Source organism: Sphingomonas sp. SUN019, assembly GCF_024758705.1.
Taxonomy (GTDB): Bacteria; Pseudomonadota; Alphaproteobacteria; order Sphingomonadales; family Sphingomonadaceae; genus Sphingomonas.
In genome coordinates this window covers 792956-814269 of the sequence record NZ_CP096971.1, presented here as the reverse complement: position 1 = coordinate 814269, position 21314 = coordinate 792956, and the positions used below count along the sequence as shown (strand labels likewise).

The window sequence follows — 21314 nt, the reverse complement described above, 5'->3', positions numbered from 1 at the left end:
TTCAGTTTGCCGGGGTGACGATCAGGTGGACTCGCACGATCATGTCGTCGAACCCTTCGACCGCCACGTTCGACCGGTAACTGACGCCGGGCTTGAACTTTCGCGGATCCAGCTTGGCGCTGACCGTGACCGTCTGCTCACCGCACGCGGCGATGGAGAACTTGGCCGGCGCGAAGACCGGTTTCGCTTTCACGTCGCGCTCATCGTCCAGAAAATTGGAGGCGGTGAAAGCGATGTCCGCCGCGCTGTCATGCGGGTTCTCCAGCACGAAGTCGCGGCTCGCCACGCCGCCGCTCGGCCCCGACATTTCTATGTCGATCACCGGGGACGACCGTGTTTCTTTATCCACTGCGGTCGACAGGCCGGCGGCACGCGCCACGGCGGAGACATAGTCCGTCGCGAGCTGGAACGCGTCGGCCGGATAGCGGGCCGCTTCCTCCATCGCCAGCTTCGCATAAGCTTGCGCTGCGGCGCGGCCGCTGGCCCGGCCGTTGCCATAGTCGGCGAGGATGCGGCCGTAGCTCTGCACCGCCGACAGTCGCTGCGTCGCCCAGCGCCGTGCGAGCGACGACGTCGTGCGGCTCAGCGAACCGGCCGCTTGGGAGAAATCGGTGGCCATGTCAGCAGCACCCGCAGCGGCAATCGACGACATAGTCGTCGCAATCGCGCGGCAGCACCGCCACCGCGATGCGGATCGGCCGAATATCGCAGCCCTTCACTCGCAGATCGGCATAGGCGACGGCGCATTGCCTGACGTCGCCGGTGCGCTGGTTATCGTCGGTGCCGCCACCGCCGATTTCGATAACCAGCACCACTCTTGCCTCGCCGCACGGCTCGAGCTTGAACGAGGTCGGCCCGGCGATCTGGCCGCTGATCTGGACGCCGTCCACATTGGTCCAGCTCGACAGTTCCAGCTCGATATCACGCTCACGCCGCCAGTGGTTTTCGATGGTGATCGGAACGACCCGGCGCTCGCCCACGCGCGCCTCGACGAGCAGATCGCTGTCGGCAACGCAACAGCGGCAACTGCAATCGTCCGGTGCGCATTTCGCGCAGCAATCGCCTTTGGCGGGGCGGCGATCGAGCATGCCGGCGACGCCGGTTCGCCAGTTTTCGTACGCGTCGGCCCAAGGTTGCAGCATGTCCTTCGCCATTCGGCCCAGGTCGGTCCCGGCGGGCTTTTCTCGAACGATTGCGGTTCGCATCATGTCGAAGCTCCTCGTTTTCGTACGCGGGGCCGCTCTTCCTGCGGCGGCTTCGTCGCGGTGACGGCTACCAATTCGAGATCGACGGTATAGACCGGTATGAAGGCGCGGTAGCGACCATTCGGGGACAGGCCTTCGGGCAGGGTCACGCGCACCGCTGCCGTCTGGGTCGCTCCCGGATCGATGCGCATCGTCCCGTCGGCCATCGCGAGCGTCACGGTCCCGGCCTCGCGCATTGCGCGCCGCGTCCGGGTTCCGATCGTCCTGGCGAACAGGTCCGCAAGCCGCTGAAGCGCATCGCCCGTGTCGCGCTCGATCCGGTCGGGGAAGATCGCGATCTCCTCGCCAAGCGGATAGTCGCCGCTTAGGTCGATCGTGAGCGGGACGTTGCCGCGATTGTCGATCGCGATGACCGCCTCCTGCTGCACTCCCATCGCCAGGTCGATCACCACTGGCTGCGGCCGAATGGACAGATCGACCGTCTCGACGACGTCGATCACGACCGGTCGCGCGACCCCGGCAATCTCCACGCCGCCTTCGTAGCGGCCCGGCGGCGTCGCCGGATCGAGCCGGAGCCGGATCTGGCCTCGCATCACCCCGATCGAGCGCGCCGCAAGACCAATGCCGGACGCATCCGTGACGCCGGTCAACGACGCCTGTAGCTGCGGTTGGGATTGATTAGCCTGGGTAACGACCGGCGCGCGCAACGACGATGGCGCGCCCGAGAACCGAAGCGGTCGATCGGCCGGCCAGTCGACAGGATCGATCGTGGCCATCGCCCTCGTTCCTCAATCGCCAAGCCGGATACGAACGCCGTCGCTTCCGGCGCCATGATGGGCGGATTTCGGACGCGCCGGAGTCGGATGAGCGGACGCGGTCTTCACGATCCGGGTTTGGCGATCGGGTTCGCTGACGAGGATGTTGGCTTCACCCTCCAACGTGATGCCGAATATCTCGATGCCGAACAGAGTCAGCCCGACATGCTGGCGATTGGGCAGGCATATCCGCGTCGCCGGCAGCGGCCCGAGCGACAGGCGCAGGCATTGATCGACCACCACCGGCTGAAGATCGATCCCGGCGCGAAGACCCAAATCGGCCGTAGCGTTGGTGCGGATCGGCTCTGGGATGCTGAAAGCGAACTTGCCGTCGCTCTTAAACGTGTCCGGCAGCTTCAGCGTCGTCTCGGTCTTGATCGGATCGGGGATCGCAAGCTTGATGTCGTCGAGGCCGTTGACCGCGACGGTCACCGGCCCGCTGTTGATCGCGATCGGTTCGTAAACGACTTCGATATCGGCCATCGTCGCACTCCCTGCGAACCTCGGCACCGCCACAAATGTATCGCAAAGCGACGATCGCCGCAACGCATGCTGCCTATTTGGCCCGGATCGCACGAGCCTCCGCAGTCAGCGAAAGTTCGGCGGCGAGCAGCGCCCCTTCCTGATCCTGCGCCGTGGACGTGCGCTCTACGATGTCGCTGACGAATTGCGGGCCGAACGGCAGCGGCACTTTCGAGCAATCCAGATAGCGCGTGCCCTTGCGATCGGCGATCAACAGATGGTTGCCGCCCGGCCGTCCCGCAATGTCGACATACTTCCGCAGCTCGATGTACCCTTCGGTGCCGAGGATGAAGAGGCGGCCGTCGCCCCAGGTCGGCAGGCCGTCCGGCGTGAACCAGTCGACGCGGACATAGCCGGCGCCACCGTCGCCGCTCAGCATCATATCGCCGAAATCCTCGAACTGCGGATGCCCGGGATTGCCGAAATTACCTGTCTGCGACGCGACGACGTGCGCGCGCTTGCTGCCGGTCAGATAGACGAATTGATCGGCCTGATGGCTGCCGACGTCCGTCAGGATGCCGCCGTTGCGCTTCGGATCCCAGAACCAGTCGGGCCGGGTCGGCGCGGCCAATCGATGAGGTGCGAGGTTTACCGTCTGGATCACGCGGCCGATCGCGCCATCGTGGACGAGCTGACCCGCCATGACCGCTGCGGGCACCTCGAGCCGCTCGGAATACATGATCCCGAATATGCGGCCGGTTTCCTTGATCGCGCGGCGAACATCCGCAAGCTGCCGCAGCGTGGTCATGGCAGCCTTGTCGCTGAGATAGTCCTTTCCAGCGCGCATGACCCGGATGCCCAGCGGCGCCCTCAGGTTGGGGATGGCCGCGCTGCAGACCAGTTTGATCGTGCGGTTTTCGAGGATTTGATCTTCCGCCCGCGCCAACGGGATGTCGCCGTATCGTTTGCGGAACGTCGCGATCTGCTTCGGATCGGTCGCATAGAAGGCGGAGAGAACGCCGCCGCCGCGGATGATCGCGTCGGTGATGCCGTAGATGTGATTGTGATCCAGCCCGATCACGGCAAACGGGACGCGGTACTTCGCCTCCGGTGCGGGCCGGGCGATTGCGCCCTCGGTCGGCGCATCGCCACGCGTGACCGATTGAGCAAGTGCGTCGGCGGCGAAGCCGGCAGCCAAGCCCGCTGTAAGGCCAAATCCTAAAATTGTGCGTCGGTTCGTATCTTCCAAAGCCGTCATCCCCTCAGATGATAATCCGTTTGCCAGTCGGCGCGGATGTGCTCGTCATGCCGATGGGCGGCAACTGACCCGCAGCCCTTCGATAACGTCAATAGATTTTGGTCCGGCCACATACAACAGGATTGTCATGCCTAACCGACAATGATACCTGACCGACCAGCGATAATTACAAGACCATCATCAGGAATAGAGCCCCGGCCGCGGAGCCTCTGCGGGATTGGGTACAGGGAGAGGGAATTTGAACCGCAAAAGCTGCGATAAGCGCCAACTGCTTATCTCGACGAGCTTCATCGGCTTGCTGCTCGCCGCGCCTGCCTCGGCTCAAGTGGCCGGACAAGCACCAACGCCGTCAACCGGCCAGACAAGCGAAGAGGGGCGCACCGCTCCGCCTCAACCCGATCCGACTCAAGCCAGTTCGCCGCCAGCCGATCCGGCCGAGGCCGATCCGTCGTCGCAACAAGCGGACATCGTCGTCACGGGCTTCCGCGCCTCGCTGAACAGCGCGCTGAACCTGAAGCGGAATGAAACCGCCGCGATCGACAGCATCGTCGCCGAGGACATCGGCAAGTTCCCCGATTCCAACCTGGCCGAATCGATGCAGCGGATACCCGGCGTGGCGCTGTCGCGCGGCGACGGCGGCGAAGGGCGCAACATCTCGGTCCGTGGCCTTGGCGCGCAGTTCACCCGCGTGCGCATCAACGGAATGGAGGGCGTGTCGCAGGTTAGCGGCAGCGACATTCGTGGGGGTGTCGCCACCGGTCGTTCGTTCGACTTCGTCACATTCCCGACCGAAATCTTCTCCGCGCTGTCCGTTCGCAAGACGCTGTCGGCGGATGTCGAGGAGGGGTCGCTGGGCGCGACCGTCGATCTGCGCGCGCCCAAGCCGTTCGATCAGAAGAAGGATTTCACCTTTTCGGGCACCGCACGCGGCATCTACAACGACATCAGCAAGAAGGTCGATCCGCGCCTGTCCGCGCTGGTCGCAAAGAAGTTCGGCGACACGTTCGGTATTCTCGGCAGCGTCGCCTATTCGAAACGGCATATCGACGAATTCGCCTATTCGGCGGTCGATGTCGTGCCGACCACCGTTTACGGTCAGGCGCAGCCGGCGGGCACTGCGAATGCCGGCGTAATCTTTCCGTTCTGCACGCCGGTCGGGTATGTTTACAAGGGGGCGCCGGTGACGAGCCCCGTTGTCGGCTATACCCAGCCGAACGGTACGCCGATCGGTTCGGACGCCAACAATTGCAGCACCGGCAATCCGCGCACCGGCACGCAGGCGGCCTATGATTATATCATGAGCCGCACCGGCGTGAACGGCCGTCCGGGTGGCGGCGTGTTCCTGCCGCGTCTTCCGCGACCGGTAAGAAGCAGTCAGGATCAGGAGCGTCTCGCCGGCACCCTGACGCTGCAGTGGAAGCCGACCGACGACACCGATATTTCGGTCGACGGACTTTATTCGCGCTTCAAGGTCGACCGCCTCGACCAGTATTTCGATGCGCGTTCATTCGGCCGCGCGATTTCGAACAACGGACAGCCGTTGACGTCCGTTCGCGAGATCGAGGTCGACGATAACGGGTCGTTGGTCCACGGCCTGTTCGATGGTGTCGATTTGCGTTCGGAGATGCAGAGCGAGCGGTTCACCTCGACGTATCGGCAGGTCAATCTGAACATCGATCACCGCTTCTCCGATACCTTTCGAGTCTTCGGCCTGGCCGGGATCAATCAATCGAAGCTGGACGTCAACCGCCTGCAGGTTGCGATCGATTCGAATGATACGCGCAACTTCTCGATCGATTTCCGTGACAACGCGGATGTTCCAAAAATCGGTTACGGGATCGACATCACGAACCCTGCGCTGTTCCAGTACGGCCCGCCGCTGCCGAACGGAGACCAGCGTGGCCAGCTGTCGAACTTCATTCGCCGCAACACGATAACCAGCAAGACGTTCGAACTGAACGGCGAGTGGGAGGCAGCGCCCGACTTCACGGTGCAGGTCGGCGGCCAGTATCGCACGAACAAATATACCGCGCGTGAGCGACAGCTCGCAACCAATACGCCACTCAGCCTGCCAGCCGGCGTCTCGCTGTCCAGCTTCACCTCCGTAACCAGCGGAGTCGGCAAGAATCTGGATGGACTGTTGCAGGATTTCGTCTCGATCGATCCGGACAAGTTTCGCAGCGCGGCCAATCTCGACAGCTACGTTTACTGCAGCATCGATTGTGCGAAGGGGACGTTCGGCGGAGTCGAGGAAAAGTACGGTTCGGGCTATGCCATGGTCAAGTTCAACACCGAGAATACATTGCCCGTTACGCTCCGTGGTGACGCCGGGGTGCGCTATGTCCACACAAAGCTCGACGCCTACGGTCCGATCACCACCGCCGCGCCGGCCGGATCGCTGTATCCGTCGCGCTTCGTCATTTCGGAGGTCAGCCGCAGCTACGACGACTGGTTGCCGTCGGCCAATCTGGCGCTGGACGTAACGTCCAACCTGATCGCGCGCGCCTCCGTCGCCCGTGTGATGTCCCGTCCGGCTTACGGTCAGCTCATACCGGCGGGGTCTGCCAATCTCGTCATCCAGACCGCGTCGTTCAGCAATCCTTTCCTTGAACCGATCCGCGCCAACACGTTCGATGCGGCGCTTGAATGGTATTTCGCGCCGGGTTCGCTGATCTCGGTCGCCTATTTCTACAAAAACATCGAGACCTACATCCAGACGACGAGCCAGCAGGTCGCGTTCCAGGACATCGGCCTGCCGCTGACCCTGCTGAACGGCACACAGCTCCGCCCGACCGATCTGTTTACGGTCCAGCGCAGCAACAACACGCCGGGCGGGCCGTTGCGGGGGTTCGAAGTCAATTTGCAATTGCCCTTCAGCTTCCTGCCGGGGGCGCTCAGCAATTTCGGCGCGCTCGGCAACTTCACCCGCGTCCGCTCGAACATCAACTACGTCATCTCGCCGACGCTCTCTCGCACGGCGCCGCTGGTCGGCCTGTCGCCGGAAACCGCGAGCGGAACGCTGTATTACGAGGACGATAAATTCAGCATCCGGTCGACCGTGAACTACCGGGCGGCGTTCCTCACGGCGGTGCCAAGCGGCTCGGTCGACGCGGACTCGACCTCAAACGCGAGTTCGATCTTCGTCGACGCGTCCGCCTCGTACAACATCAACGAGAACATCAAGCTGATCGCCGAAGTGTCGAATATCACCAACGAAACCAATCGCCTCACCGTCGACACGGTGCGGCAGGATCCGCTGTACACGTCCTATTTCGGTCGCACCTATGCGCTGGCGGTCAACTTCCAGTTCTAGGTGGAAACGGCATCGGCCAGCTCTGGCCGATGCCGCGGCGGCCGGGCGTCGCCGGGTCATGCCGTTGTATGGGGAGGATCACGGTCGCCATGACCGATCGCAATAGTGAACGTAACGGCGACGCGGGCGGACCAGCCGGTCCTGGCCGGTCACTCTTGATAGGGCGCGTCGGGCGCGCTGGCCGGGACCGCGCCGGGCCGCATGATGACCCATCCCGCAAGCCGGTGCCCGACGCGCGCGGCATCGTGTGGCGCGATGCCCGCCAGTCTTGCGTGAAGATAACCGGCGTTGAAAGCGTCGCCCGCGCCGCTGGTGTCGATAGGCGTCAGCACCGCCGACGGCGGCACGATCTCATTGTCGACCAAGCATCCCGCACCGCCCAGTTTCACCACGATCTCGCGCGCGCCGAGCGCGCGCCACCGGTCGCGGACGGCTGCCGCATCACGTGCGTTTGCGGGAAGATCGGCGAGCGCGATGTCGTCGTCGATCGTCGGCAGCCCGATGTCGGTCAGCGCGATCGCCTGGTCGCAGGCCGCGCGGGCCGTAGCGGCGCTTTCCCAAAGGCGCGGGCGATAATTGTTGTCGAACGCCACTCGTCCGCCACGCGCGCGAACCCTGTGACACAGGTCGAACAGCGCCGCCCGTCCTTCCGGCGGCAGGATCGCGAGGCTGATGAGCGAGAATACCAGCAGATCGGCGGTTTCGGCCGCGGCGATCATGCGGTCTACGCCGGGCAACGCGAAAAGCTGACGCGCCGCGCTCTCACCGCGCCAATAGCCGAAGCTGCGCTCGCCCAGCGGATCGGTGCTGATCGCATACAGTCCGGGCTGGCGATCGGGATCGGTCAGGATCAACGATATGTCGAGACCCTCGGCAGACCATGCGGTGCGCAGCGTTTCGCTGAACGCATCCGCGCCCAATGCGGTCGCATAGGACACGCCGCGGCCCAACCGCGCCAGATGGATCGCGGTATTGAGCGTGTCGCCGCCATGACCCAGCCGCCAATGCGCGCCGACCCGCGACAGTTCGAGCATCCCCTCACCGACAACGACGATCCGCGCCATTATTTTCCCTTCAGATATTCCAAGGCCGGTAACGTTGACGAACGTCGCGGGCGATGAATAATCTTGCCTTACCAATTCGCGCGCACTGGTACACCACTTTTACATCTGTTAGGGCAAAACGTGCCGAATATGTGCTGCGGCGTCGATGAGGGGAGGGAAGGCAAGTCCGTGTTGATGACGGAGACGATGCGCTGGTTCGGGCCGACCGACCCGGTTCGCCTGCGCGACATCCGCCAGGCGGGCGCGTGTGAGGTGGTGACCGCGCTGCACGACGTGCCGAACGGCCACATCTGGGATTGCGACGCGATTGCCAGCCGCAAAAGCGAGATCGCGGCGGCGGGCCTCGGCTGGACCGTGATCGAGAGTCTCAGCGTCCACGAAGACATCAAGACGCGCGGGCCGGACTGGGATCGGCTGATCGGGAATTATCGCCAAAGCCTCGTCAACATCGCGGCGTGCGGGATCACCGTCGTCACGTACAATTTCATGCCGCTGCTGGACTGGACACGGACCGATCTGGCCTGGCCGATGCCCGACGGCGCGCTGGCGCTGCGGTTCGAACTGGAGGCGGTCGCCGCCTACGATGTTTATATCCTGCGCCGCCCATACGCCGAGCGCGACTATGATGCGGCGACGCTGGAGGCTGCCGCACGGCGCTTCGCCGACATGTCGGATGAGGAGTGCCACACGCTCGAACGCACGATCATCGCGGGGCTGCCCGGCAGCGAGGAAAGCTTTACCTCGCCGGAATTTCTGCGTGCGATCGAGGCCTATGCCGATGTGGATGCCGATCGCCTACGCGACAATCATGTCGCATTCCTGGAAGCCGTATGCCCGGTCGCGGACGATCTCGGCCTGCAACTTGTGGTCCATCCGGACGATCCGCCGTTCCCGATCTTCGGACTACCCCGCGTGGTCAGCACCGAGGACGATCTGGCGACATTGTTCGCGCGGGTGCCCAATCGGTCGAACGGCCTGTGTTTCTGCGCCGGGTCGCTTGGCGTGCGGGCCGACAACGATCTGCCGGGGATGGTGGAGCGGCTTGGCGACCGGATCGGGTTCCTCCATCTGCGTTCGGTCCAGCGTGAACCGCGTGGCGCGTTTCACGAGGCGACGCACCTTGGCGGCGACGCGAACATGAGTGCGATCGTCGCTGCGGTCCACGCGCTTCAAATGCGCGAAGGCCGGTCGATTCCGATGCGCCCGGATCATGGTCACCAGATGCTCGACGACCTGAGTCGGCTGACCAATCCCGGCTATTCGCTGATCGGGCGGATGCGCGGTCTCGCCGAATTGCGCGGTCTGGAACGCGGCATCGCGCACGCCATGTCGTCGATCCGCCAGTTGCAGGAGGCCTGAACATGGCCCGTCCGCTCCGTCTCGATCCCGATCGCCTGTTCGCCAGCGATCCCGACCAGCGCGCGATCGCGCGGACGATATACGGTGAGGTCGCGACGTTGCCGATCGTATCGCCCCACGGCCACACCGATCCGCGCTGGTTCGCTACCGACGAAGCGTGGAGCGATGCGACGACATTGCTGCTGTCGCCGGACCATTACCTCTACCGGATGCTCTACAGCCAGGGCATCGCGCTCGACCGGCTCGGCGTTCCGTCGCGTGATGGCGTTCCGGATACCGATCCGCGCGTCGCGTGGCGCACATTTGCCGAAAACTATCACCTGTTCCGCGGCACGCCTTCGCGGCTGTGGCTCGATCATGTCTTCGCCGAGATGCTCGGCTTCGACGTCCAACTCGATGCTTCGACCGCCGACCATTATTACGACGCGATTGGCGAGAAGCTGACGACCCCCGCGTTTCGCCCGCGTGCGCTGTTCGACCGGTTCGGGATCGAGTTCCTCGCCACCACCGAAGGCGCGGATGCCGATCTGTCGCATCATCACGCGATCCGCGCGTCGGGCTGGGGCGGGCGCGTGGTGACGACGTACCGGCCCGATGGCGTGATCGATGTCGAGCATGAGGCGTTCCGCCCGGCGATGGCGCGCTTCGCCGAATTGACCGGCGAGGACGTGTGGCGCTGGCCGGGCTATCTCGCCGCGCACCGCAAGCGCCGCGCCGATTTCCGCGCCGCGGGGGCGACCGCGACCGATCACGGCCATCCGTCTGCGCGCACCGCCAATCTGTCGCCGGTCGAAGCGGAGGCGCTGTTCGCGCGCATTACTACAAACCCCACGCCGGAGGACGCCGACCTGTTCCGCGCGCAGATGCTGACCGAAATGGCGCGGATGTCGGTCGAGGATGGCATGGTGATGCAGATCCATCCCGGTTCCTTCCGCAACCACAATGCCGCGCTGTTCGACAGCCACGGGCGGGACAAGGGCGCGGACATCCCGATGCGCGCCGATTTCGTGACCGCACTGAAACCGATGCTCGATGTCGTCGGGAACGAACGCGATCTGACGATCATCCTCTTCACGCTCGACGAGACGACCTACGCGCGCGAACTCGCGCCGCTGGCCGGGCATTATCCGTGCCTGAAGCTTGGCCCGGCCTGGTGGTTCCACGATTCGCCCGAGGGGATGCGCCGGTTCCGCGAGATGACGACCGAGACTGCGGGCTTCTACAACACCGTCGGTTTCAACGACGATACGCGCGCGTTTCTGTCGATCCCCGCGCGGCACGATGTCGCGCGCCGGGTCGATTGCGCTTTCCTAGCAAAGCTGGTCGCCGAACATCGGCTGGAGGAGTGGGAAGCGGTCGACGTCGCGCACGAACTGACCAACGGGCTCGCGCGGCGGGCGTATAAGGTGTGAGGCTGTCCGCCGTCACGGTCGATCGCCTGCCGTCGGCGGTGGTGCGTCCGGACTATGATCGCGCGGCGCAGCGCGCGGGCATCGTCCATCTCGGCATCGGCGCGTTCCACCGCGCGCATCAAGCCGTCTACACCGACGCCGCGATGACGGGCGGCGATCGCGATTGGGCGATCACTGGCGTGTCACTCCGCTCGCCCGTCGTGCGCGATGCGATCGGCCCGCAGGACGGACTCTACACGGTCACAGAACGCAGTGCGGATGGCGCGCGCTCCTCACTGATCGGCGCGGTGCGGGACGTGATCGTCGCGCCCGAAGCGCCTGACGCGGTGGCGCGCGCACTTGCGTCGCCCGACACGCGGATCGTCACGCTGACGGTGACCGAGAAGGGCTATCACCGTCTGCCCGACGGAGCGCTCGACGTAGCAGTGATGGAGCGCGCGGAGGGTACGATCTATCATCATCTTGCGCGTGCGCTGGCCGACCGCCGCGCTGCCGGGCTGCCGGGACTGACCCTGTTGTCATGCGACAATCTTGCCGACAACGGCGGCGCGCTATCTGCCGCGCTGACGAACTGGCTCAATCGGATCGATCCGGCGCTGGCGGTTTGGTTCGCCGCAGAATGCAAATGTCCCGCCTCGATGGTCGACCGCATCGTCCCCGCGCCTTCGCCGAACGACCTCGCGGATATCGCGCAAATACTGAATATGCAGGACACGGGAGCGGTCGTCACCGAACCGTTCCGGCAATGGGTGATCGAGGATCGCTTCGCTGGCCCACGCCCGCGCTGGGAACTGGGCGGCGCGGCCTTCGTCGCCGATGTCGCGCCGTACGAAGCCGCCAAGCTGCGGATGCTGAACGGCGCGCATTCGGCGCTGGCCTATCTCGGCCTGCTGGCGGGTCACGCGCATGTCCACGAAGCGATCGCCGATCCGGCGATCCGAACAGTCATCGAGCAATTGATCCGCGACGAGGCCGCAGCCAGCCTCGACCCTGCGCCCGGGCAGGGTCTGTCCGCTTACGCCGCGGCGCTGCTCGCGCGCTTCGCCAATCCGGCGTTGCCGCACCGGCTGGCGCAGATCGCGACCGACGGATCGCAAAAGATCGTCCAGCGCTGGCTTGAGCCGCTCGCGGTCAATCAGGCACGGGGTCGGACCTGTCCCGCCACGTTGCGTGCGCTCGCCGCATGGATCGTCCACGTTCGTGGCGACGGTGAACCGGTCGCCGATCCGATGGCCAATAAACTTGCCGTCATCTGGGCCGGAGCCGGGCGCGAAGGGATCATCGATGCGCTGTTCGGCCAGCACGGCCTTTACGCCGCGCCGTGGCATCCGAACGACGAAGACAAATCAATCCTGACGCGAGCGCTTCACGCGCTCGGCTGAGAAATAAAAGCGGCGCTGGACGCCGAAACGGGAGAAGGTGCGTGAACATATTGCAGGACGTCGGGGGTGCTCAGACCAACCCCGCGTTACGCCCCGCCGGCAACGTCCGCTGGGTGATCTGTGCGCTGCTCTTCTTCGCGACGACGATAAATTACATCGACCGCCAGATCATCGGTATCCTGAAACCGACGCTGCAGGGCGAGCTGGGCTGGAGCGAGACCGATTACGGCACCATCGTCTTCTGGTTCCAGGCAGCCTATGCGATCGGCCTGCTTGCCTGCGGGCCGTTGATCGATCGGATCGGTTCACGCCTCGGTTATGCCGGGGCGATCGGCATCTGGAGCCTCTCGGCGATGGCGCACGCGCTGTTCCGCACTGCGGGCGGCTTCGCGATCGCGCGCTTTGCGCTCGGTCTGGGCGAATCGGCCAATTTCCCCGCCGCGATCAAATCTGTCGCCGAATGGTTTCCGAAGAAGGAACGCGCGCTGGCCGCGGGCATCCTGAACGCCGGGGCCAATGTCGGGGCGATCGCCACGCCGATCGTGGTGCCCGTTCTGGCGATAAACTATGGCTGGCGCGCGGCGTTCATCGTCACCGGGTTGCTCGGCTTCATCTGGCTGATCGCGTGGCTGTGGTTTTACCGCGCCCCGGCCGAGCACAAGAGTGTATCGGCCGAGGAACTCGCCTATATCAACTCCGACGCGCCGACCGATGCGGAGGAAGCGCGCATCCCGTGGCGCAGGCTGTTCCGCTACCGCGGCACCTGGGCTTTCGTCACTGCAAAATTCCTGACCGATCCGGTGTGGTATCTGTTCTTGTTCTGGCTGCCCGACTTCTTCGCCAAGCGCCACGGGCTGGACCTCAAGACCTTCGGCCCGCCGCTGATCGCGGTCTATCTGCTGGCGGATGTCGGCAGTATCGGTGGCGGCTGGCTGTCGTCGGCGCTGATCAAGCGCGGCTACAGCGTCAATGCCGGGCGCAAGCTGGCGTTGCTGGCCTGCGCGCTGTGCGTCACCCCGATCATCTTCGCCAGCACGGTGTCCAGCCTGACCGCGGCGGTCGCGATCATCGGGCTGGCCGCAGCGGCGCATCAGGGCTGGTCGTCGAACCTCTACACGATGGTGTCGGACACCTTCCCGCGGCGTTCGGTCGCATCGGTGATGGGGATCGGCGGCGCGGCGGGCGCGGTCGGCGGCATGATCATGGCCAAATATGTCGGCCATGTGCTCGATACCGTCGGCAGCTACCTGCCGGTATTCCTGTGGGCGGGCAGCGCATATCTGGTCGCGCTGGCGATCGTCCACCTGCTGGTGCCGCGCTTCGATCCCGATGCGGATGCCAAGGCTATGCGCTGATCCAACTCCCCGTTCGTCCTGAGTGGCTGCTGAGCCTGTCGAAGCGACGTATCGAAGGACCGGCGTCCGGGCATATCCTTCGATACGGGCCTTCGGCTTCGCTCAGTCCCTACTCAGGACGAACGGAGGTAGATGGAACGTCTCCGACTTACGCGCTCATCACCAGCGACGAGGGCCAGTCGATCGCGCGCCGTTCGTCCATCGCCTGTTCGCCGAGCAGGGATGCGATCGACGCGTGATACGCCTGGCGCAGCAGCCCCGGCACCGGCACGCCCGTCTTCACCGCCTCGCCGAACGCCTCGAACTGCAGCATCGTCTCGTCATATTCGCTCCAGCCGAGCGAGTCGCCGGGCGTCGTGATCGGCAATTCGGGAAACCAGGTCGCGCCGCCGATCGGGATCGTCCGCACGCGGTTCTTCTGCACGTCGGTGCCGAGCTGGCGGAGCGCGGGCACGCGCGGCACTTCCTTGAAGATGCGGCCGAGTTCGGGTTCGATCGTACCCTTGTGGCCTTGGATCTGTTCCTCGCACCCGTAGCGTGCGTTGTTCAGCAGCGAGGTGTAGATGAATTTCCGCCCGCCCGGATATTCGTAGATCAGCGCGACATGGTCATACACCTCGCGCCCGTCCTTCCAGAAACAGATGCTCCCCGATCCCATCACGCGCGTCGGCAGCGCATCCATGAACCAGTTGCCGACCTGGATTTGGTGCGTACACAATTCGGTCATCAGCCCGGCCGAGCTTTCGCGGTACAGTCGCCAATTGAGCTTGCGCTCCAGCCCGCTGCCCGGCGGAACCGCGCGGCGCCAGTCGCGATTGCGATGCCAGCTCGCGCGAATCTGCGTGATCGTGCCGATCTCGCCCGCCTTCGCGCGCGCCAAGGCATTCAGATAGGTCGGGTTGAACAGCCGCTGATGCCCGATCTGCAGGATGCGCCCGCTGGCGCGCGATCGTTCGACCATCTTCGTGCAATCGCCGGTGGTCCGCGCCATCGCCTTTTCGCACCACACATGCAGACCCGCGTCGAACGAATCGAAGGCGTGACGCGCGTGCAGATTGAGCGGGGTCGCGATGACCACCGCGTCGAGGCCCTTCGCATCGAGCATCGCGCGATGATCCGAATAGGTGGGAGTGCCCGCCGGAAGCAGCGCGCGCGCCTTGTCGAGGTACGGCTGATAATCGTCACAGATCGCGGCGATCGTGCAGTTCTTGGTCTTCAGGATGTTCTGGATCAGGGCGCGGCCGCGATCGCCGGTGCCGATCACGCCCAGCCGGATGCGCTCCCGCCCCGGCTCGGCCGCGATCGCGCCCGCCCAAGGCGCAGCGCTCGCCATGCCGACCGCGGCCGACGCCTTCAGCACGCGATCGATGAACGACCGGCGGCTGAGATCAAATTCCGTGTCGGCCATGGCGGCGCAAATCCTTTATATCGGTCGATGAGATAGTATGCCCGAAGACGAAGCGGCGGTCGCGTTCGTCACCGATTAGGCGCGCGCGTTCGGCATCATCGGCGATCAGCAACGCGGTGCTCATCGCTTCGGCTCGCGCACCCGATCGTTCGACGGCGATCGCGGTGCGCGGCGTGGCGACGACCTCACCCGTGTGCGGCCGGACGGTCGGGCTGCGGCCGGGGGCGTCGGCGTGGGCTCCGATCGTGGACGAGATCGACAGCGCTTCGTCCTCCAGTTCCAGTTCGACCAGAAAGCTGTCCGGCATGGTCGGATCGGGGATGCCGACTGGCCAGCGCACGTCGAGCGGATGCCGTCCGACGACCGCGATCGAACTCTCGCCCGCCGACAGGAACGCCGAGACGACCCCTGCGTCGCGCAACACCGCAACCGCACGATCGAGCGCGTAACCCTTGCCGAAACCCCCGAAGTCTAGCGCGAGTGGACGCGTTGTGCTGATCCGCGCCGCGGTTGCGTCGAGCGTTATCGAGGCCCATCCGCCCGTTCTCGCCACATCCGCGGCGGGATCGAACAGGCCGCCGGTCAGCGCGACCAACGGGTCCACTTCGGCAAGCGCTGCAAGCAGGATCGGGGCGTCGATCGCCGCACTCTGCCCGGTGGCAAGCCGCTCGTTCAGCGCGGTCGCGGGGGAGGGGCGGTGGATCGTCAGCGCATCGTCGACCGCCTCGACCGCGGCGCGCGCGTTCGCCAGCGCATCGGCGTCGCCCACGCCGAACACGTGCAGTTCGACGCGCGTGCCCATCGCCGCGAACCGCTCGACGCGGGTTTTTACAGCGGACGTCAGACCTTAACTTCCCAACCGGGTTGATAGTCCAGCGCCCACAGTTTCATCGCCTCGGGACTAGTTGGCTTGCCGGTGGTCGCGTCGATCTTGAGCGTGGATTTGGTGCGGTACGCCATGTTCCCGAGATGACAGGTCGTAGTGCTGATATGCCCCTCGCGCACCGGCGAGGCGAGGTCTCGCGCACGCCCACGGATCACGTCGACGAAATTGCTTGCGTGCAGGATGTCGAGCGCGCCTTCGCCCATAGTGCCGGTCGTTTCGGACGTCCCGTCGGCCGCGACCAGCATCTGCTTCACCGGCTTGTCGGCTAGATCGAACAGCTGGAATCCATTGCGATCGACGAGCGCATGGCCCTTCGTGCCGAGCAGCACCACACCGCGCCCGCGGCCATAGCGCTGCAGCGAGTTGCAGCTGTGCCCGTCCCACGTGATCTTGCGGCCGCCTGCGTATTCCAGCTTCAGCGCCAGTGTGTCGTACATTTCCCAATCGTCGTCGCGGTGGAAATGCCGCGCGCCCTCGGCAGACACGGTTTCGGGATAGGTGACGCCCATAAGCCAGCGCGCGACGTCCACCTCGTGCAGTGCGTTGTTGCAGATTTCGCCGGTGCCGTACTTCCAGAACCAGTGCCAGTTGTAGTGGACCAGGTTCGATCGATACGGCCCGCGCGGCCGCGGCCCCTGCCACATGTCCCAGTCGAGATTGGCGGGCGGCGCGATTTCCTGCCCGCGCCCGATCGTCTTTCGGTTGTTGGCGTACCAGGTCTGCGCTTCGTACACCTCGCCCAGTTCACCAGCGTCGATCAGTCCCTTCAGCGCGATCGTCTCGACGCTCGATCGTTGCTGGTTACCCATCTGAAGCAATCTCTTGGTGCGCTTCGTCGCCGCGATCAGCGCCTCGCCCTCGGCCGGGGCCATGCCGATCGGCTTTTCGACATAGACGTGGTGGCCCGATTCTATCGCGTCGATCGCGAGCTTCGCATGCCAGTGATCGGGGGTCGCGATCGTCACGATGTCTACCGCCTTGCGATCGAACAAGCGGCGATAGTCGCGCTCGGTCTTCGGCGCGGGAAGCCCGCGTTTGGCGAACGACTCGAGCCGCTTCGTCAGCACGTCCGAATCGACGTCGACGATATGCGTCAGCGCGCAATTGGGCGTCTTTGAAAAGGCCGCAACGTGCGCCATGCCGCGAGAATTGACGCCGATCGTTGCGACGCGGAGCCGGTCATTCGCGCCCTTGATCGCAGCATAGCTTTTCGCGGTCGTGGCTACGCCGATCGCCGCGCCGATTCCGCCCAGCATGGTCCGGCGATCGAGCATGTTGTTATCCCCCGTCACAGTTCGCGAATCTTGATCGAGCGGAAATCGACCTTGTTGCCGTGATCCTGCAGCAGGATCGGCCCCTTTTCCCACTCGCCGAAATACTTCCATTTCTTGTACTTGCTCTGCGCTACGAGCGCGCGGAATGCGGGCGAGCCGCGTTCGTATTCGACCATCTTGAAGCCGTTCAGCCAATGTTCGACGTGCTTGCCGCGTACGATCAGCACGGCGCGGTTCCACTCGCCCGGCGGGTTGAAGCGCTTCCCCGAGGCATCGGGATCGGACAGGTTGCGCGCGGCGATCAGGTCGTAGAGCGACGCCAGGGTCCGGTTCCCGTCGCGGCCCATCTTGGCGTCCGGATGGCGCTCGTCATCGAGCAATTGATACTCCAGCCCGATCGCTGAGCCATCGCCCTTCAGAAGGTTGGGATCGACGAAATATTTGATCCCGCTGTTGGCGCCCGGCGCCAGCCGGAAATCGACCGACAGCTCGAAATTCGAATAGTCGCGCGTGGTGATGATATCGCCGCCGAACGTCGCCTCCGCCCCGCCCGACTGGCTGACCGACAGCAGGCCGTTCGTCGTCGTCCAGCCCTTCGTCGGGAAACGGTCAAGCTTCGCGCCGCGCCATCCGGCGCTGGTCTTGCCGTCCCACAACAACTTCCAGCCCGCGCGGCGTTCGGCCTCGGTCAATTGGTTCGACACCCAGTCCTGTTGCGGCAGCGCGGTGGCGGGCAACGCGTGCGCGGCGGGGTTGGTGGTGATGATGCGGATGTTGCGGAACCGCGCTTCCAGCCCCGCCATCGCGGGATCGTCGGGTACGGCGTGGACCTGAAATGCGATGAAGCCGCGCGCGTCGGCGTCATCGACGATGTCCGCGGCCGGCACGCCGTTCACCCAGGTGCGGATGCGGTTGCCGATCGCCTCGACCCGGTAGCTATTCCAATCGCCCGAGCGGAAGGCGTCGTGTGCGGCCTTGTTGCGACCCAGTGTGTAAAGCCATTGGCGACGCTGCTCGTCGTAGATCCCGCCGCTCCAGCCACGCCGCGACGGATCGATCTCGGCCTGATAGCCGAACACGACGCCATTCTTGTAATCGGAGCGACTTTGCCCGCGGATCATCACCCCCGAGTTAAGCCTCGGATCGGTCTTCGCCTCATATTCCAGGATGAAGTCGCCATATTGCGCATCGGAGACGAGCCAACTGTTAGGCGTTTTCAGAATCGAACGGCCAACGAGTTCACCATTTTCAACCGTGTAACTCGCCTTACCACCCATCTTGGTCCAGCCAGTCAACGCGGTGCTGGGGACGAGTACTCGCCACCTTGCTGAGGTTGCCGATTGCGCCTGTGCGCTCCAAATGCCCGCGACTGGTAGCGAGGCGACCGCCAGCAGCAGGCCCGTCAGTTTCAGCGCGCTTCGCACGGATCCCATCCTCTCGTCATGTTCGCCGCCCTTTGGATGACGCGGCACTTTAACTTTATTGACACTGCCTATATAATGGTCGGGCCACATGCAAGCGCAGTGTCAGGCCTAATTGGCGTGCCAGCAGGTTTTTCGTGTGCTATCCTCCACGCTATGCGTATGCGTGGGTGCGACGCTGGCGGGATTATCGACATGATTCGGGATGCACTTATCCAAACATTTGGCAATCCCGGGGCGGGGGCGGGGCTGCAAGCCGACGGTCGCAAACTTTATCAACAGGTTGCGACCGCAATCGCCGCGGCCATCCAGCGCGGCGACTATCAGCCCGGACAACGCATCCCGTCGGAACGCGAATTGGCCGAAGAACATAAGGTCAGTCGTCCGACGATCCGTGAAGCGACGATCGCGCTGGAAGTGATCGGTCTGGTGCGGTCCCGGCATGGATCGGGCATCTACGTTGTCGACAACCCGCCCACCGAAGCGGCCACGACGGAACTCGACATCGGCGCTTTCGAGCTGACGGAGGCTCGGCGATTGTTCGAAGGCGAGGCCGCGGCGCTTGCCGCAGTGTCGATCACCGATGAGGAACTGGTCACGCTTGGGACGTTGATTGTTGCGATGGAGCGAGAGAATCAGCAGCATGTCAGCGGCGAGCACGCCGATCGCGAGTTCCACGTCACGATCGCCCGCGCGACGCGTAACTCTGCGGTAGTCGGGGTCGTCGAATCCTTGTGGGACGCGCGCTACAATTCGCCCCTGTGCGCTCATATGCTGGAGCGTGCGCGCAGCGTCGGCGTGCAGCCGCGCGTCGATGAACATCAGGTGATCTTCGATGCGCTGCAACGGCGCGACCCGATAGCGGCGCGCGCGGCGATGCGCGATCACCTGAAACGTGTAATCGAGGGCCTGCTGCTGGCCACCGAAAACGACACGCTCGATCGCGCGCGCGCGGAAGTCGAAGCAAAGCGAAACGAATTGGCGCGCCGCGTCGCGGTTTGATCGTCGGCCAAGCTGTTCGACGAATTTGCCCTTCCAGTAAATGCCTAGCGCTACCGCAAGGCTGCAGTCCGACGATCTCGCCGAGAAACATTTCAGAGGTTTCGGTAGCCTACGGCTGCCGCTCAATAGTACACGACGTCTGGCTTATGGGAGCGTTATGGGGACTGCGGCCTGAACTATGCGATTGCCGTCAGAGGCCAGAACGGGAATGATGCGCCATTTGGACCGCCGGTTCTCGCATAGTCCTCTACGGGGTTGGCCGAAAAGACGCTTTTCCGAGGGTTTGGGAAAGCGGTGCGTTTACAGGACTCGAAGCGGATTCTTAAATATCTAAAAATGCGTGTTATAAGGGATTAACTGGATGAAGCCCCAGTTCGGCCCTCATTTATATTAGCCCTCGTTGATCTTGAAACCAAGATACGCGGTAAATGCCTAATAGAAGAGCCCGAGCGAATGCGGAAAGCGGACCTCGCGCAGCAGCGACAGGTCGACCGATCCGTCGGCGCGCTTGATCCCGCGCTCGACCGTCAGCGTCGCCCATTCGCTCACCCCATCCGCGGTCAGGATCGCGGCTTCGTCGGTCGGCGCGGGGAAGAATGCGGCGGCGGCGTGCGACAGATTGTGTTCGGTGAACATCACCTTCGCCGCCGGTATTTCCAGTTGCGACGCGATGATCCCGCGGACCCACAGCTTTTCGCCGACCATGTTCTTCATCGCCCGCGGGAAGGCGCGCCACGACAGCGGGAAACTGCGCAGCAACGTCATCAGCACGCGCTCGAACTTCAGCCCTGGTCGTTCGTAGAAGACGACCGCGTCGAGATCGCCCGGCGCCAGTCCGGCGTGATCCAGGCACCATTCGATCGCGGGAACGCGGGTGCTGAGCGATTTTCGGGCTGCGGACGGCCAGTGGCGCAATTGGCGCGCCTACGATCCGAAAAGCGGCCGCAGCTATCGCCCCAGCCTTCGGCTGGAGAGCAAAGACCTACTCATTGTAACAGGGTGTGTCGCCTTTTCTGCCGGACACGCAGGTGGACCCGAAGCCGTTGATCGCCGGTTTGCCGGGTGCAGCGAAAGAGCCCTCCCGCACGCGACGGGAGGACTCTCTCGACCGACCGCGCCGGATCAACGAACGGTCAGCTTCCCGTTCATCCGGACGGGCCGGTTGATGTTGAAGTAATTGGGCGACGTGGCCATCACGTTCTCGTGGATTTCCGCGAACTGCGCCGCGGTGCCGTCGCCCTTGATGCGCACGTCATAGTCGATCGCGCGGTATCCGGCGGGCACGTCGGCGCTGAGGCCGAGGAAGCCGCGCAGGTCGAGTTCGCCTTTAGTCTCGATCTCCAGCGATTCCAGTTCGATCCCGCGCGTGGCGGCGCCCGCGACATAGCCGACCATCATGCACGCATTGACCGCGGTCATCAGCAGCTCCTGCGGGTTGGGCGCGGCGTTGTTGCCGAGCAGTTCGTTCGGTTCGTCGGCCAGGATCGTGAAATCGCGCTCGATCCGCTCACCGCCCAGCGTGACCGCCTCGACTGTGGTTTCGCTGCGGGTCTGACCCTGCCAGCGGCTGGTGACATGAAAGGCTACCTTCGCCTGCGCGGGGTCCGCCTGGATCGCTTCGACGACCTCGCCGAGCGCCGCCAAATCGATGTCGTTGACGGTCTTGTCTTTTACATTGTCCAACATTGCTCTTCTCCT

The 21314-nt window shown here is 64.3% G+C and carries 19 protein-coding genes; 7 read left to right on the top strand and 12 right to left on the bottom strand.

All coding sequences use genetic code 11. From position 1 onward, the window contains the following. Position 1: 1 nt before the first annotated feature. The 5 genes from M0208_RS03945 to M0208_RS03925 form a co-directional block, all read right to left on the bottom strand. Complete coding sequence (locus M0208_RS03945) at positions 2–619, bottom strand: hypothetical protein (protein ID WP_258890427.1); 618 nt, start codon at positions 617–619, stop codon at positions 2–4. Position 620: 1 nt separating this feature from the next. Beyond that, complete coding sequence (locus M0208_RS03940; RefSeq protein WP_258890426.1) at positions 621–1208, bottom strand: hypothetical protein; 588 nt, start codon at positions 1206–1208, stop codon at positions 621–623. Further along, complete coding sequence (locus M0208_RS03935) at positions 1205–1981, bottom strand: hypothetical protein (RefSeq protein ID WP_258890425.1); 777 nt, start codon at positions 1979–1981, stop codon at positions 1205–1207. The genes M0208_RS03940 and M0208_RS03935 overlap by 4 nt, the downstream gene beginning before the upstream one ends. 12 nt (positions 1982–1993) lie before the next feature. Next, positions 1994–2503 carry a hypothetical protein gene (locus M0208_RS03930; RefSeq protein ID WP_258890424.1) on the bottom strand — a complete coding sequence of 170 codons (510 nt, stop codon included), beginning with the start codon at positions 2501–2503 and terminating at the stop codon, positions 1994–1996. Positions 2504–2576: 73 nt separating this feature from the next. After that, positions 2577–3680 (bottom strand): Gfo/Idh/MocA family protein, encoded by a 1104-nt coding sequence (locus M0208_RS03925; protein ID WP_258890423.1) that lies wholly within the window; start codon positions 3678–3680, stop codon positions 2577–2579. Positions 3681–3978: 298 nt separating this feature from the next. On the opposite strand from M0208_RS03925, the gene M0208_RS03920 reads away from it, so the two are divergent. Beyond that, positions 3979–7053, top strand: a complete 3075-nt coding sequence (locus M0208_RS03920; RefSeq protein WP_258890422.1) for a TonB-dependent receptor — start codon at positions 3979–3981, stop codon at positions 7051–7053. A gap of 149 nt (positions 7054–7202) precedes the next feature. Here the strand turns inward: M0208_RS03920 and M0208_RS03915 are convergent, their stop codons facing one another. Then, complete coding sequence (locus M0208_RS03915) at positions 7203–8117, bottom strand: sugar kinase (RefSeq protein ID WP_258890421.1); 915 nt, start codon at positions 8115–8117, stop codon at positions 7203–7205. Between the two features lie 174 nt (positions 8118–8291). Between M0208_RS03915 and uxuA the strand changes: the two genes are divergently transcribed. From uxuA to M0208_RS03895, 4 genes are read left to right on the top strand one after another with little or no spacing between them, the layout of a single operon-like run. Further along, complete coding sequence (gene uxuA / locus M0208_RS03910) at positions 8292–9476, top strand: mannonate dehydratase (protein ID WP_258890420.1); 1185 nt, start codon at positions 8292–8294, stop codon at positions 9474–9476. Positions 9477–9478: 2 nt separating this feature from the next. Further along, positions 9479–10888 carry a glucuronate isomerase gene (uxaC, locus tag M0208_RS03905; protein ID WP_258890419.1) on the top strand — a complete coding sequence of 470 codons (1410 nt, stop codon included), beginning with the start codon at positions 9479–9481 and terminating at the stop codon, positions 10886–10888. Beyond that, positions 10885–12270 (top strand): mannitol dehydrogenase family protein, encoded by a 1386-nt coding sequence (locus tag M0208_RS03900; protein ID WP_258890418.1) that lies wholly within the window; start codon positions 10885–10887, stop codon positions 12268–12270. The genes uxaC and M0208_RS03900 overlap by 4 nt, the downstream gene beginning before the upstream one ends. A gap of 50 nt (positions 12271–12320) precedes the next feature. Continuing rightward, entirely contained in the window at positions 12321–13625 is a 1305-nt protein-coding gene (locus M0208_RS03895; protein WP_408988135.1) for an MFS transporter, read from the top strand. 148 nt (positions 13626–13773) lie between these two features. Here the strand turns inward: M0208_RS03895 and M0208_RS03890 are convergent, their stop codons facing one another. Genes M0208_RS03890 through M0208_RS03875 form a run of 4 tightly spaced genes read right to left on the bottom strand, consistent with a single transcriptional unit; the run spans position 13774 to position 18626 of the window. Continuing rightward, positions 13774–15033: a Gfo/Idh/MocA family protein gene (locus tag M0208_RS03890; RefSeq protein WP_258890417.1), complete on the bottom strand. Its 1260-nt coding sequence runs from the start codon at positions 15031–15033 to the stop codon at positions 13774–13776. Beyond that, positions 15014–15835 carry an FAD:protein FMN transferase gene (locus tag M0208_RS03885; RefSeq protein ID WP_258890416.1) on the bottom strand — a complete coding sequence of 274 codons (822 nt, stop codon included), beginning with the start codon at positions 15833–15835 and terminating at the stop codon, positions 15014–15016. The genes M0208_RS03890 and M0208_RS03885 overlap by 20 nt, the downstream gene beginning before the upstream one ends. Positions 15836–15873: 38 nt before the next feature. Beyond that, positions 15874–17193 carry a Gfo/Idh/MocA family protein gene (locus M0208_RS03880; RefSeq protein WP_258890415.1) on the bottom strand — a complete coding sequence of 440 codons (1320 nt, stop codon included), beginning with the start codon at positions 17191–17193 and terminating at the stop codon, positions 15874–15876. Between the two features lie 14 nt (positions 17194–17207). Beyond that, complete coding sequence (locus M0208_RS03875; RefSeq protein WP_258890414.1) at positions 17208–18626, bottom strand: DUF1080 domain-containing protein; 1419 nt, start codon at positions 18624–18626, stop codon at positions 17208–17210. Positions 18627–18635: 9 nt separating this feature from the next. Between M0208_RS03875 and M0208_RS03870 the strand changes: the two genes are divergently transcribed. Next, positions 18636–19616, top strand: a complete 981-nt coding sequence (locus M0208_RS03870; RefSeq protein WP_309546978.1) for a FadR/GntR family transcriptional regulator — start codon at positions 18636–18638, stop codon at positions 19614–19616. Positions 19617–20048: 432 nt separating this feature from the next. Here the strand turns inward: M0208_RS03870 and M0208_RS03865 are convergent, their stop codons facing one another. Next, positions 20049–20531: a carbamoyltransferase N-terminal domain-containing protein gene (locus M0208_RS03865; RefSeq protein WP_258890413.1), complete on the bottom strand. Its 483-nt coding sequence runs from the start codon at positions 20529–20531 to the stop codon at positions 20049–20051. Here M0208_RS03865 and M0208_RS18530 point away from each other — a divergent pair. Then, a complete protein-coding gene (locus tag M0208_RS18530; protein WP_408988076.1) occupies positions 20491–20793 on the top strand; it encodes a DUF2147 domain-containing protein in 303 nt (100 codons plus the stop codon). The two genes, M0208_RS03865 and M0208_RS18530, sit on opposite strands and share 41 nt — an antisense overlap. Here the strand turns inward: M0208_RS18530 and M0208_RS03860 are convergent. Further along, positions 20739–21302: an OsmC family protein gene (locus M0208_RS03860; RefSeq protein WP_258890412.1), complete on the bottom strand. Its 564-nt coding sequence runs from the start codon at positions 21300–21302 to the stop codon at positions 20739–20741. The genes M0208_RS18530 and M0208_RS03860 overlap by 55 nt on opposite strands. Between the last annotated feature and the right edge of the window lie 12 nt (positions 21303–21314).

What these genes read in the sequence shown, in the direction of transcription:
- M0208_RS03945 (WP_258890427.1), bottom strand. Translation starts at nt 619, where the DNA reads ATGGCCACCGATTTCTCCCAAGCGGCCGGTTCGCTGAGCCGCACGACG.
- M0208_RS03940 (WP_258890426.1), bottom strand. Translation starts at nt 1,208, where the DNA reads ATGATGCGAACCGCAATCGTTCGAGAAAAGCCCGCCGGGACCGACCTG.
- M0208_RS03935 (WP_258890425.1), bottom strand. Translation starts at nt 1,981, where the DNA reads ATGGCCACGATCGATCCTGTCGACTGGCCGGCCGATCGACCGCTTCGG.
- M0208_RS03930 (WP_258890424.1), bottom strand. Translation starts at nt 2,503, where the DNA reads ATGGCCGATATCGAAGTCGTTTACGAACCGATCGCGATCAACAGCGGG.
- M0208_RS03915 (WP_258890421.1), bottom strand. Translation starts at nt 8,117, where the DNA reads ATGGCGCGGATCGTCGTTGTCGGTGAGGGGATGCTCGAACTGTCGCGG.
- uxuA (WP_258890420.1), top strand. Translation starts at nt 8,292, where the DNA reads ATGACGGAGACGATGCGCTGGTTCGGGCCGACCGACCCGGTTCGCCTG.
- uxaC (WP_258890419.1), top strand. Translation starts at nt 9,479, where the DNA reads ATGGCCCGTCCGCTCCGTCTCGATCCCGATCGCCTGTTCGCCAGCGAT.
- M0208_RS03890 (WP_258890417.1), bottom strand. Translation starts at nt 15,033, where the DNA reads ATGGCCGACACGGAATTTGATCTCAGCCGCCGGTCGTTCATCGATCGC.
- M0208_RS03885 (WP_258890416.1), bottom strand. Translation starts at nt 15,835, where the DNA reads ATGGGCACGCGCGTCGAACTGCACGTGTTCGGCGTGGGCGACGCCGAT.
- M0208_RS03880 (WP_258890415.1), bottom strand. Translation starts at nt 17,193, where the DNA reads ATGCTCGATCGCCGGACCATGCTGGGCGGAATCGGCGCGGCGATCGGC.
- M0208_RS03875 (WP_258890414.1), bottom strand. Translation starts at nt 18,626, where the DNA reads ATGGGATCCGTGCGAAGCGCGCTGAAACTGACGGGCCTGCTGCTGGCG.
- M0208_RS03870 (WP_309546978.1), top strand. Translation starts at nt 18,636, where the DNA reads ATGTTCGCCGCCCTTTGGATGACGCGGCACTTTAACTTTATTGACACT.
- M0208_RS03860 (WP_258890412.1), bottom strand. Translation starts at nt 21,302, where the DNA reads ATGTTGGACAATGTAAAAGACAAGACCGTCAACGACATCGATTTGGCG.